Below are 12,579 nucleotides of genomic sequence, written 5' to 3'. Positions count from 1 at the left end.
CCACCCGTTCCCATCCCGAACACGGCAGTTAAGCCCTCCAGCGCCGATGGTACTTGGGGCGCAGGCCCCTGGGAGAGTAGGACGTCGCCAGGCGTATCCCCTATATGGGGATACAATAAAAAGGGTATTGACAGCTGGAAATGCCCATTATATAATATATCTTGTCCTTTGAGAAAGGGACAACATTGATCCTCAGTAGCTCAATGGTAGAGCGCCCGGCTGTTAACCGGTAGGTTGCAGGTTCGAGTCCTGCCTGAGGAGCCACCTGCTCCCATAGCTCAGTCGGTAGAGCGCTTCCATGGTAAGGAAGAGGTCACCAGTTCGAGTCTGGTTGGGAGCTCCAGAATGGCCCGTTGGTGAAGCGGTTAACACACCAGCCTTTCACGCTGGCATGCAGGGGTTCGAATCCCCTACGGGTCACCATCAAGCGGACGGTTAGCTCAGCTGGGAGAGCACCTGCCTTACAAGCAGGGGGTCGCAGGTTCGAGCCCTGCACCGTCCACCACCAGGAACCTGCGACAGGTTCTACGGAGGGGTAGCGAAGTGGCCAAACGCAGCAGACTGTAAATCTGCCGGCTCTGCCTTCGTAGGTTCGAATCCTACCCCCTCCACCATTATTGGGGCGTAGCCAAGCGGTAAGGCAACGGACTTTGACTCCGTCATGCGTAGGTTCGATCCCTACCGCCCCAGCCATGTGAGCCATTAGCTCAGTTGGCAGAGCACCTGACTTTTAATCAGGGTGTCCCAGGTTCGAGTCCTGGATGGCTCACCATTTCCATCTTTAAAAATAGGAAGGGTCGGATGTCTTGCAGCTTGTACGACCCACCATTACATAACGTGCGGAAGTGGCTCAGTGGTAGAGCACCGCCTTGCCAAGGCGGGGGTCGCGGGTTCGAATCCCGTCTTCCGCTCCACAAAAAAGCCTTCCTCATTCAGGAAGGCTTTTTTCTTTATTGAGATATGAAAAAATTGGAACCGAAAAATGAGATATGTAAAGCAATGAATCTTCATCAACAAAAAATGGGCTTCACTGGTTTTGTTCAAATGAACAGCACCGAGTGATAGGTACAAACCCTGATAGAACAAGGCGTTTCATAAGAGTCTCCGTGATGTTGGACCAAGGATTCCTTCCATCTAATTCCTTTTAAAAATAAATATGCATACGCTTTCATTCCCGTCGTTTCATGGAAAAAAGCCCTTGATAAAACTGTGTTACAATGTGAGAAGACACAGGGGAAAGCATCCCTAATACTACAGTTGTCCTTATAAGAGCAGGCGCAGATATGAGAAGGGAGGGTGGTGGATGGCTGCGATCCTTTGCGCTTTTTGCAAGAGATCGAAGACAGCCCGCCAGCCCGACCCACCCACGCTCCTATACACTCTTCGCACAAATGCAACTGTAGTACTAAATAGAAACAGGAAGTTGAGGGGTACACGTGCAGAAGGAGAAACAGAGGAAACCGATTTCCATTGTTGGCGTTCCAATGGATCTGGGAGCCGATCGACGCGGTGTCGATATGGGTCCCAGTGCGATCCGCTATGCTTCTTTGCAGGAGAAACTGACTTCTTTGGGATACGATGTGGAGGATCTGGGCAATCTTCAGGTACCCACGCCGGAGTCCTATGATGTGGGTCAACAGCAGCTGAAGTACTTGCGTGAAGTCCACGCCGTCAGTGAAGAATTGGCACAAACACTGGACCGGGTGGTGGCTGCTGGACGTTTCCCGCTGATCTTGGGAGGCGACCACAGTATCGCCATCGGTACGATAGCAGGTGTGGCGCGTCACCATCGCCAAATGGGCTTAATCTGGTTTGATGCCCATGGGGATTTGAACACGGCGGAAACCACTCCGTCGGGAAACATTCACGGGATGCCCCTGGCTGTCAGTTTGGGATACGGTCATCCGGATTTGGTCCATATCGGTGGTTATGCACCCAAAATCCGTCCTGAAAATATCGTTATCATCGGGGCGCGCCAATTGGACGAAGGGGAACGGAAACTGATTCGTGAACAGGGTATTCGTGTCTTCACGATGCATGATATTGACCGTCTCGGGATGGGGAACGTGATGGAGGAGACGCTGCAAATCGTGACGGATGGGACCGACGGGGTTCATCTCAGCCTCGACCTGGACGGACTGGATCCCAATGATGCTCCCGGAGTCGGTACTCCCGTCGCAGGTGGAATCACGTATCGGGAAAGCCATTTGGCTCTGGAATTGCTGGCGGAAGCCGATATTTTAACTTCCGCTGAATTTGTTGAAGTGAATCCCATCTTGGATACGGGCAACCGGACAGCCAAGGTGGCCGTCGCTCTAATTGGTTCCGTTTTTGGAGAAAAAGTGCTTTAAGCGAAAAAACAGGTTTTTTGGAACATCCCCCGAAAATGATTTTCGGGGTTTTTCGTTTTTTTTCGACGTTTTTTGTAAGCGCTACCTCCCTCTGTCGACGTGTAAAGGGGGCTGGGAAAGCCGGGTTTTGGTGTAAAATGGAGCCGTATTATCCCTGTTTCTGATCACACTTTTTGATAAAATAGGAGGGACAGCCGTCAAAGGGTTTTTTCGGTGGGACAGCAATTCGCCCAAAATAATTGAATTCTTCGCAGATTGCTTTCCCAATATCATTCACAAAGGAGTGATGGTGTCTCATGAGCAACCCAAACCCTTCGCTGGAATCCGAAAAAGAGCATCCGTTGCGAAAAGATGTACGCTTCTTGGGACACATCCTGGGAGACGTGCTGGTGATGCAGGGAGGGCCGAACCTCCTGCAACAAGTCGAAGAAATCCGCGAACTGACGAAGGAACTTCGGGCATCCGGCGATCCTGAGCTGTTGAAGCGGTGCAAACAGGTGATTCGGGAGTTGCCGCCTTCCATGCGTCGGGACGTTATTCGCGCTTTTGCGATTTATTTTCAATTGGTTAATATCGCCGAGCAAAACCATCGAATCCGACGCCATCGCGAATATCGCCGGGGAGAAGAGTCATCGGCTCAGCCCTTTTCCATTGAAAGTGCGGTTCGTACATTGAAGGAGATGGAACTGACCGCGGATCAAGTCGCATCCATGTTGGACCAACTCTCTCTGGAATTGATTATGACGGCACATCCTACAGAAGCGATGCGTCGCACCATCCTGGATATCCATCACCGGATTGCCGATCACGTGGCCCGGTTGGGAGATCCCTTGTTGACCGAATCGGTGAAAAAACAGATTCGCGATGAGTTGCTGGCTGAAGTGATCACCTTATGGCAAAGCGACGAGTTGCGCCATCGCAAACCGACGGTGTTGGACGAGGTGCGAAACGGGCTGTATTACATGGATGAGACGTTGTTCGATGTTCTGCCTGAAGTACACCGGGAGCTGGAACACGCCTTGGAACGGCATTATCCGGAACGAAATTGGCATGTTCCCTGTTTCCTCCGCTTTGGTTCCTGGATCGGTGGGGACCGGGACGGAAACCCCTGGGTGACCCCTGAGGTAACATGGCAAACCCTAAAGATGCAGCGCGCATTGGTGATCGAAAAATATGAGCGTTCGATTCGCCGCATGATCGGGAAACTGAGTCATTCCACCCGCCAGGTGAATATCCCGAGTCAGTTGATCGATTCCTTGAAGAAGGACGAACAAGAAGTGGTGTTGGAGGATATCGGCCAAGGCAAGTGGCGCAACGAGCACGAACCTTATCGCCGCAAATGCACCTATATCCTTGCCCGCTTGCGGCACACCTGCCTCAATCAGCAAGATCGGGGCGCTTACGACAGCGTAGAGCCGTTTTTGGAGGATCTGAAGCTGATCGACCGAAGTTTGCGCACCCATCAGGCTCATGCCATCGCCGATGGAGAACTGGCGATTTTGATCCGCCAGGTGGAGTTGTTCGGTTTCCACTTGCTTACCCTGGATGTCCGGCAGGACAGTGGCGAACATGAAGCGGCCTTGACTGAGATCCTGTCTTCTTTGGGGATTGTATCCGACTACAAGGGATTGTCGGAAGAGGAGAAAATAAAGCTGCTGACAGATCTGTTGGCGGATCCGCGCCCGTTGACTTCCTCCTTTATGTCCTTCTCTGACGACACACGGGAATGTTTGGAGCTGTTCCATGTGATTTCCCGTGCCAAGCGGGAGTTCGGCCCCGAGTCGATCCGAAACTATCTCATTTCCATGACCCAGGGTACCAGTGACCTGTTGGAAGTGGTTCTGTTTGCAAAAGAAGTGGGGCTGTGGCAACAAACGCCGGAAGGACCGGTCTCTTCCCTCCATGTGGTCCCCCTGTTGGAAACCATCGACGATTTGCACCGGGCGGCGGAGATTATGGAGGCGTATTATCAACATCCCTGCTTTGTGCCGGATCGCAAAAACGGGTTTGATGTACAGGAAATTATGCTGGGTTATTCCGACAGCAACAAAGACGGAGGCGTCCTGACCGCCAACTGGGAGCTGTTCCGCGCACAAAAAGAACTTTCTCGCTTGTCCACCCGTTACGGCATGGCTGTTCGTTTCTTCCATGGCCGGGGCGGTGCACTGGGCCGGGGGGGCGGTCCCTTAAACCAAAGCATCATGGCTCAACCTCCCGAAACCTTGGACGGCGGTGTGAAGATCACCGAGCAGGGGGAAGTGTTGTCTTCCCGCTACGCCCTCAAGCCGATTGCTTATCGCAGTCTGGAGCAGGCGACATCTGCACTCCTCACCTCGGCTGCCGGTGCTTTCTTTGGAGAAGCAGCGGAGCCGGAGCCTCGCTGGTTGGAGTGGATGGAATCGATCTCCACCACGGCCAGGGAGCGTTACCAGCAGCTCGTATTCCAGGATGAACGCTTTATTCCCTTTTTCCATCAGGCAACACCGTTGCCGGAAATCGGCGAGCTGAATATCGGTTCCCGTCCCAGTCGTCGTAAAAACAGCCAAGCCTTTGAGAGCTTGCGGGCTATTCCGTGGGTGTTCTCCTGGACCCAAAGCCGTTATCTCTTTCCCGCCTGGTTTGCCGCGGGAACGGGATTGTCCCGGTTGCTCCGGGAAAAAGGGGGACTGGAGGCCCTTCAGGAAATGTATCAGTCCTGGAGCTTTTTCCGGACCTTGGTGGACAATCTGCAGATGGCCTTAGCCAAAGCGGATTTGGTCATTGCCCGGGAATACTCCACCTTGGCGGGAGAAGAGGGAGAGGCGCTCTTCCGTTTGATCGAAGAAGAGTACCGACAGACACGGGAAACGGTGTTGGCCATCACCAAACAATCGGAGATCCTGGATTATATTCCGGTCATCCAGGAATCGGTCCGTCTGCGCAACCCGTATGTGGATCCCCTCAGCTTTATCCAGGTTTATCTCCTGGGAGAAAGAAGGAAGGACGAGGATCCCCAGAGCAGACAGGATGAATTGGAACAGGTTCTGCTGACAATTAACGGGATTGCTGCCGGTCTACGCAATACAGGCTAATATCTCTAAGACCGATGGCCTAATTTTCCCATTTTCCGTCATTTGAGCGCCAAAAATGTAGAAAATTGACGAATGATCCAGTAGACTAGCGATAGGTTCCTTCTTTTCCTGTCAAAGGATGCAGAAAATGAACCGTTGCGGGATCTTCGTCCAGACGGAGGCTTCCAAATGGGGGCCTCTTTCCATACGAGCCCCGTGGCGGTTGAACCGCCGGCGGGTGGAGATATCCCGGCGAGAGTGCCGGGTTCTTTTTTTCGGCTGCCGGGGGGATCGAACAGAGGCGAGGTCTGAAAGATGATTGAAAAACGGAGCGAAGCGTCGTTAATCCGATTAGCACAAGCAGGAAACCAAGCCGCTTTTATCGAGTTGATCCAGCCCTACCACCGTTCCATTTATTCGTTGGCTTACCGGAAGCTCCGCCATCCCCAGGAAGCGGAAGATATCACCCAGGAGACCATCTTGCGCGTTTATTCTCATTTAAACCGCTTTCGAAATGGACACAGATTTTCGTCCTGGATTTACCGAATCGCCCGCAACTTGTGCATTGACCGCCTGCGAAAGAAACAAGCGGATATTCATTTGGACTCTTCCTGGGGCATCGGGTCTGAGCGGGATTGGTATCAACGGTTGCCTGTCGGCGGGCCTAGCCCCGAGGAGTGCCTGTTGGCGGAGGAGGAAAAAAATGAGTTGCGGCGTGCACTGAAACGCCTTCCCGCCAATTACCGTTCGGTCATGCATCTGCGGTACATGAAACAACTCCCATTGGCCGACATTGGAAAAATATTGCGCCTTCCGGTCAACACGGTTAAAACACGGGTCCATCGTGGACGGGAAGCACTGCGTAATCAACTGGCCTCTTCCATGCAGGCTTAATATCATCTGATCCGGGGTTTTCATTTTTGTCCCGGGCATTTCTTTTTTTCCGTAGATATCGCATAATGGGAAGGAAGAGGGTGAATGGATGGACCGGACAGTTGGTCGCATACTAGGGATAGGATGGACTGTGGAGGGGTCCAATGCATATACTTGATGGAATCACGCAGTATGTTAGTGATATCGTCGACATTTTGATTGTCAGCTATATAATCTATAAACTGCTGATGCTGCTCCGGGGAACGCGGGCGGTACAACTGCTAAAAGGGATTTCCGTGGTGATCGCCGTCTGGATGGTCAGCAGTTTTTTTCAATTATCCACCTTGCAGTGGTTGATGGAAAACCTGTTTTCACTTGGAATCATCGTGATTATCATTATCTTTCAACCTGAGCTCAGAAGGGCGTTGGAGCAGCTGGGACGGGGACGCTTGTTCGGCCGGAGCAGCCAGATGGATGAACAAGTGGTCACCAGTATTGTCGGTGACATCGTCAAAGCGGTTTCCCACCTGTCCAAGCGCCGGATCGGGGCTTTAATTGTCGTGGAAAGACAGACGGGACTGTCAGACTACATCGAGACAGGGATCCAACTGAACGCGAAGCTGGGATCCGAGTTGATGACAAATATATTCCTTCCCAACACCCCCCTTCACGATGGGGCGGTTATCGTCCGCAACACGCAAATTATGGCTGCGGGCTGTTATCTGCCCTTATCGGAAAACCCCTTTATCAGCAAAGAGCTGGGAACCCGCCATCGAGCCGGGATGGGGATGAGTGAAGTATCGGATGCCATCTCGATTATCGTTTCAGAAGAAACGGGCCAGATCTCGCTGGCGATTCAAGGTAAGCTGGAACGTCGTCTGACAGAAGAAGAACTGATTTCTCGGCTTTATAAAGAGTTGAAGCCGCCGGAGAAAAACGGCTCCACCTTCTGGAACCGAAAAGGGGAGGGGGAGAAGGATGGATAAGTGGCTACAAAACAACACGGTCGTCAAGCTGGTTGCCGTTGTTTTAGCGATCATGTTGTGGACTTCGGTCAATGATGCCTCCCTTCGCCTGCCCCGTGATTCCAATGTGGCCAATACCATTTCCAATGTGACCCTGGAGGCGCGATATGACGAGACGCGCTTTGAATTGGTGGAGATGCCTTCCTCTGTCAACCTGACCCTGCGGGGAAGTCCATTCTCCCTCAATCTGGTTTCCCCGGATCGTTACCGGGCTTACGTGGACTTGAGGGAGATGACAGAGGGGAAACACACGGACGTTCCTGTCCGGCTGGAAGGCATCCCCCGAAATGTGGAGGCTCAAGTCAGGCCTGCACGGGTGGATGTGGTGTTGGAGGAAAAGCTGCAAAAAGAAATGCCGGTGGAAGTGGAAGTAATCGGAAAGCCGGAGGCGGATTATCAGCTGGGAGAGCCGGTTTCTACTCCCAACCGGGTATTAGTGCGGGGGACGGAAGCCCAGCTGAACCGAGTAAAGGCGGTGAAGGCGGTCGTTAACGTCGCAGGGGCCAAAGATACGATCAAAGAGACGGTCTCGATACAAGTTTACGGGGAAAAGGGCTGGATGGATGGAGTGGAAGTTACCCCTGAGGTAGTGGATGTCAATGTGCCGATCGCCAGCCCCAATGCGGTCGTTCCGCTCAAAATGGACATTGCCGAATACCCTCCTAAGGGCTATGCCATTAATGAGATCAAAACCAATATCGATAAAGTGACCGTATACGGCTCCAAACGATATGTGTCCGCCTTGGAAGTATATACAGGTCCCGAACTGGATCTGTCGGAGGCCAAGAGCGACCGTACCTTTGAGTTGCCGATTCCCGTAACGGGTGGAGCGGCCAAAGTGGATCCGGAACGGGTGAAGATCGAAGTGGATATTGTAAAAGAGAGCAAGAAGCGTTTCTCTGACGTCCCCATTGCGATCAAAGGGCTGAAACAAGGTTTAGAGGCCTCCTTCCAGGAGGATGAGACGGTGGATCTGACGCTGCTAGGGGCATCTGATCGGTTGGATCAGGTGGATCAGGAGGATCTAGAAGCGTTTATCGATGTGTCCAATCTGTCCGCCGGCGAACACGAGGTGCCGTTGCAATTGAATCGGCCGGCGTATCTGCGCTGGGATGAAGAAGGACAGATGATAACCGTTCGGATTACGAGATAGAGAGCTGGGTGAAGGAGGCAAACCATGGGTAAGCATTTTGGAACGGATGGTGTGCGGGGAGTAGCCAACCGGGAGCTGACGCCGGAGCTGGCCTATCGTCTGGGCCGGGCTGGAGCATTGGTACTGGCAGGGGACATCGATGGTGACAGCCGGGAAAAACCGCGGATTGTGGTCGGCAGAGATACCCGCTTATCGGGGGAGATGCTGGAGGCGGCATTGATTGCCGGTATGATGTCGATGGGAGTGAACGTGTGGCTGTTGGGTGTGGTCACCACACCCGGCGTAGCGTATCTGACCCGCGAATTGGGTGCTCAAGCCGGCGTGATGATCTCCGCGTCCCACAACCCTTTTGAGGACAACGGCATCAAGTTTTTCGGTTCCGACGGCTTTAAGCTTTCCGATGAACGGGAAGAGAGAATCGAACAACTGCTGGCCAGTGAAGACCGGATGCCCCGCCCCACCGGCGCCGGCATCGGCCGAACCACCGACAAATCCAAGGAAGTACAACGTTACTTGGATCATCTGCGGTCCACCATTCAAACGGATTTGTGCGGGATGGATATTGTGGTGGATTGTGCCAATGGAGCCGCCTCCAAATGGGCGCCGCTCCTTCTCCGGGATTTGGGTGCAGATGTAACCGCCCTGCATGCAGAACCCGACGGGGTAAACATCAACGTCGGCTGCGGCTCCACTCATCCGGAAAGCTTGCGTAAAGAAGTCTTGCAACGGGGGGCCCATCTGGGCCTGGCTTTTGACGGTGACGCCGACCGCCTGATTGCGGTGGATGAGACGGGCGAACTGTTGGACGGCGATCATATTCTATGGATCTGCGGAGAGTACCTGAAAGAACAGGGCCTCCTGGCTCATGATACCATCGTGACCACCGTCATGAGCAATATCGGCCTATACAAAGCAACCGAGGCCGCCGGCATTCATACCGAGAAAACCCGTGTGGGGGATCGTTATGTAATGGAGGCGATGCGTTTAGGGGGATACCGTTTGGGAGGAGAACAGTCGGGGCATATCATTTTCCTCGACCATATTCCCACAGGAGATGGAATTCTGACGGCTCTGCAGTTGTTGCAGGTGGTGAAAGAGAAGGCCACAACCCTCAATCAGCTGGCCTCCACTATGAAAAAATATCCGCAGATTCTGGTGAATGTCCGTGTCGACAGTAAAGACGGCTGGGATCAAAATGCGGCCATCGCAAACAAGATCCGGGAAGTGGAACAGTTCCTGGGGGATAACGGCCGCGTCCTAGTCCGCCCTTCGGGAACGGAACCGCTGATTCGTGTGATGGCGGAAGGACCCGATGAAGACGAACTGAAAAAACAGGTGGAATCGATTGCCGATGTCATCCGAGCGGAACTGACTCCGGCAGCAAAGAATGCATAAATCCATCCCCCGTCCTGTTTAAGAGACGGGGGTGATTTTTGCCCTTTACAAATGATTCGTTCTTGCATAGCATAGAAGTAGTTGTTTCTAGGAGGTGGTCATGACCATAGGTAAGCGAGACTTCCTAGTATTTCTGTTGGAAAGCGCCAGGACTGTGGGGATGGATAACCGCAGTTGACGAGGTGGAGGCGGATCGATCGTTCGGCGGATACCTCCCGGCTCGCATCGGAGCCGAGGAGCCGGGGAAACAAATCCCGGGGGTGACCCCGGTGACAAAGTCTCCGGCACGATGCATGAAGACGACAGGGCGGCAGCGTGCCGTCCAGCAGAACAAAAAGGCAGGCATTACAATGACCGGATCGTTTCCAGCGAGGGAAGCGGCCGCCGCCATGCTTTCGAAATTCATGGGGGTGCTGCTTTCTGAACGGACAAAGCATCAGCGGCACCCCCGCATGATCAGGGGGATACATCTATGTGTGGAATCGTCGGTTATATCGGGCCGAAGCAGGCTCAAAACATCTTGTTGGAAGGTCTTCGCAAACTAGAATACCGCGGATATGATTCGGCAGGGCTGGCCGTCTATCAAAACGGGAAGCTGGATGTCCAAAAAACAAAGGGACCGCTGAAGGCTTTGGAACAGCGACTGTCCCATCACCCTCTTTCCGGCGAGCTGGGAATCGGACACACCCGTTGGGCGACTCACGGCAAACCGTCTGATGAGAACTCCCATCCCCATGTGGACCAGTCCCAGGAATTTTCTGTCGTCCATAACGGGATTATTGAAAACTACATCGAACTGAAAGAAAAGTTGCAAGCCAAAGGCTATCCCTTCACCTCGGAAACGGATACCGAAGTGATCGCTCATCTGCTGGCCGACCTGTGGGACGGAGATCTGGTCTCCACGGTGCGCAAGGCCGTCAAACAGATGGAAGGGGCGTATGCCTTGGCCATCGCCAGCGTGAAAGAGCCGGATAAACTGGTGGCGGTTCGCCTGGCCAGCCCGCTGATCGTGGGTGTGGGCGAAGGGGAGAATTTCATCGCTTCCGACATTCCCGCCATCCTGGAACACACCCGCAACGTCTATGTGTTGGAAGATGGAGAGATGGCCGTAATCACCCGGGACGGTGTTTCTCTTTTCACCACCGACGGTGCACCGGTTAACCGCGAGCAGATGCGCGTCACCTGGGATGCTGTCACCGCCGAAAAAGCGGGCTACGACCACTTCATGCTGAAAGAGATCTTTGAGCAGCCCAAGGCGATCCGGGATACGCTGGCCGGGCGGATCAAGGACGGCGTTGTCGATTTAGCCCAAGACATTTCCTTTACGGAAGAAGACTTAAAAGGGATCGACAAGATTCATTTTGTCGCCTGCGGTACTGCCTACCATGCCGGGCTGATGGGTAAATCCGTCGTGGAGAAGCTGGTCCGCATTCCGGTGGAAGTGGATGTGGCATCGGAATACCGCTACCGCGATCCCATCATCACGCCGTCCACACTGGTGGTCGTGGTGAGCCAGTCCGGCGAAACCGCCGACACCTTGGCCGCTTTGCGGGAAGCCAAAAAAGCAGGAGCCAAAGTGTTGGGGATCACCAACGTCGTGGGCAGCTCCGTCTCCCGGGAAGCGGACCAAGTACTGATGACCTGGGCGGGTCCCGAGATCGCTGTGGCGTCTACCAAGGCCTATACATCCCAGCTGATTGCCATCTACCTGTTCAGCCTGCACCTGGCCCGCGTGCGGGGCAGCCTGGATGCTGCGGAACTAAAGGCGTATACCACGGCTCTTCTCAACCTGCCGGAGCAGGCACAGACGATTCTGGAGGAGGCGGACGCCATCCGTCCGTTTGCCGAAGGGATCGCCAAACACGACAACCTGTTCTTCATCGGACGCGGCCTCGACTACGCCGTCGTGATGGAAGGGTCCCTCAAACTGAAGGAGATCTCCTACATTCACTCCGAAGCCTACGCCGCCGGGGAGCTGAAACACGGCACCCTGGCCCTGATCGAAGACGATATCCCGGTGATCGCCCTGGCGACTCAAAAGGCCGTCTTTGAAAAAATGGTTTCCAACATTATCGAAGTGAAGGCCCGGGGGGCGCACGTCCTTGGAATCGGCCTCCAAGGCGATACGGAACTAGGCAAATCCGTGGACGAAACCCTCACCATCCCGGAAACCCTGCCCCTCCTCACCCCGGTCCTTGCCGTCATCCCGCTCCAGCTCCTCTCTTACTACGCCTCGGTGGCCCGCGGACTGAATGTGGATAAACCGCGCAACCTGGCGAAGAGCGTGACGGTGGAGTGAGAGAGTCGGGTACACCGTCACAAACCAATAAAATGTAGTTTCTACATTAAGAAAGCTCCCGACTGGGAGCTTTCTTTTTACATAAGGAGTGACAAGACCCCTACATAAAGCATGACTTTTTTAATTACGAAGCATTTGAATGAGTTCAATCAAATCATTGATACCGCTGATCAACGTGGCCAATGTAACGGAGATGGCTGCAATATGGCTATAGTGATCCAGCTCTCCCAAGAAAAAGACTTTCAGCGAGGTTCGCTTCTTCTTGAAGCAAATATTCCAGACCCGTGATCTCGGACCAGCGTGATCATGAGCAAAGCCATGGCGCCTGTCGCTGCGGAAATCATGCCAGGCCGTCCGCCGGCAAAAGCGATCACTACTGCGATACAGAAGGAAGCGTACAATCCCACAAATGAAAGGGGATACATTCGTAAGG

The 12,579-nt window shown here is 53.6% G+C and carries 8 protein-coding genes, 8 tRNA genes and 1 rRNA gene; 16 read left to right on the top strand and 1 reads right to left on the bottom strand.

The features are described 5' to 3' along the window. From rrf to glmM, 15 genes are all read left to right on the top strand, one after another. A 5S ribosomal RNA gene (rrf, locus tag JOE21_RS17510) occupies nucleotides 1-93 on the top strand; the annotation flags it as partial. Between the two features lie 96 nt (nucleotides 94-189). Then, nucleotides 190-264, top strand: a tRNA-Asn gene (locus JOE21_RS17505). A 3-nt stretch (nucleotides 265-267) separates the two neighbouring features. After that, nucleotides 268-343, top strand: a tRNA-Thr gene (locus JOE21_RS17500). A 4-nt stretch (nucleotides 344-347) separates the two neighbouring features. Then, a tRNA-Glu gene (locus JOE21_RS17495) sits at nucleotides 348-423 on the top strand. Nucleotides 424-429: 6 nt separating this feature from the next. Further along, a tRNA-Val gene (locus JOE21_RS17490) sits at nucleotides 430-505 on the top strand. A gap of 24 nt (nucleotides 506-529) precedes the next feature. Beyond that, a tRNA-Tyr gene (locus JOE21_RS17485) sits at nucleotides 530-614 on the top strand. 4 nt (nucleotides 615-618) lie between these two features. Then, nucleotides 619-693: transfer RNA gene (locus tag JOE21_RS17480), tRNA-Gln, on the top strand. Between the two features lie 3 nt (nucleotides 694-696). Further along, nucleotides 697-772 (top strand) — tRNA-Lys (locus JOE21_RS17475). Between the two features lie 67 nt (nucleotides 773-839). After that, nucleotides 840-914 (top strand) — tRNA-Gly (locus JOE21_RS17470). 570 nt (nucleotides 915-1,484) lie between these two features. Next, a complete protein-coding gene (gene rocF / locus JOE21_RS17465) occupies nucleotides 1,485-2,351 on the top strand; it encodes an arginase (protein ID WP_374709413.1) in 867 nt (288 codons plus the stop codon). Nucleotides 2,352-2,647: 296 nt separating this feature from the next. After that, nucleotides 2,648-5,422 carry a phosphoenolpyruvate carboxylase gene (gene ppc / locus JOE21_RS17460; RefSeq protein WP_309868714.1) on the top strand — a complete coding sequence of 925 codons (2,775 nt, stop codon included), beginning with the start codon at nucleotides 2,648-2,650 and terminating at the stop codon, nucleotides 5,420-5,422. Between the two features lie 294 nt (nucleotides 5,423-5,716). Next, entirely contained in the window at nucleotides 5,717-6,295 is a 579-nt protein-coding gene (locus tag JOE21_RS17455; protein ID WP_309868712.1) for a sigma-70 family RNA polymerase sigma factor, read from the top strand. Nucleotides 6,296-6,438: 143 nt separating this feature from the next. After that, the gene (gene cdaA / locus JOE21_RS17450) at nucleotides 6,439-7,260 is read left to right on the top strand and encodes a diadenylate cyclase CdaA (protein ID WP_309868711.1); all 822 of its coding nucleotides are present in this window, start codon (nucleotides 6,439-6,441) and stop codon (nucleotides 7,258-7,260) included. Next, complete coding sequence (locus JOE21_RS17445) at nucleotides 7,253-8,452, top strand: CdaR family protein (RefSeq protein WP_309868709.1); 1,200 nt, start codon at nucleotides 7,253-7,255, stop codon at nucleotides 8,450-8,452. The genes cdaA and JOE21_RS17445 overlap by 8 nt, the downstream gene beginning before the upstream one ends. 24 nt (nucleotides 8,453-8,476) lie before the next feature. Continuing rightward, on the top strand, nucleotides 8,477-9,847 hold the full coding sequence (gene glmM, locus JOE21_RS17440) for a phosphoglucosamine mutase (RefSeq protein WP_309868708.1): 1,371 nt from the start codon (nucleotides 8,477-8,479) through the stop codon (nucleotides 9,845-9,847). 124 nt (nucleotides 9,848-9,971) lie between these two features. Here the strand turns inward: glmM and JOE21_RS17435 are convergent, their stop codons facing one another. Further along, nucleotides 9,972-10,253: a hypothetical protein gene (locus JOE21_RS17435; protein WP_309868706.1), complete on the bottom strand. Its 282-nt coding sequence runs from the start codon at nucleotides 10,251-10,253 to the stop codon at nucleotides 9,972-9,974. A 66-nt stretch (nucleotides 10,254-10,319) separates the two neighbouring features. Between JOE21_RS17435 and glmS the strand changes: the two genes are divergently transcribed. Continuing rightward, nucleotides 10,320-12,146: a glutamine--fructose-6-phosphate transaminase (isomerizing) gene (glmS, locus tag JOE21_RS17430; RefSeq protein ID WP_309868705.1), complete on the top strand. Its 1,827-nt coding sequence runs from the start codon at nucleotides 10,320-10,322 to the stop codon at nucleotides 12,144-12,146. The last annotated feature ends 433 nt before the right edge of the window (nucleotides 12,147-12,579 follow it).

The organism is Desmospora profundinema (assembly GCF_031454155.1).
GTDB classification, from domain to species: domain Bacteria; phylum Bacillota; class Bacilli; order Thermoactinomycetales; family DSM-45169; genus Desmospora; species Desmospora profundinema.
Note: the sequence above shows the minus strand (reverse complement) of the source record. Positions and strands in the feature narration are given on the sequence as shown.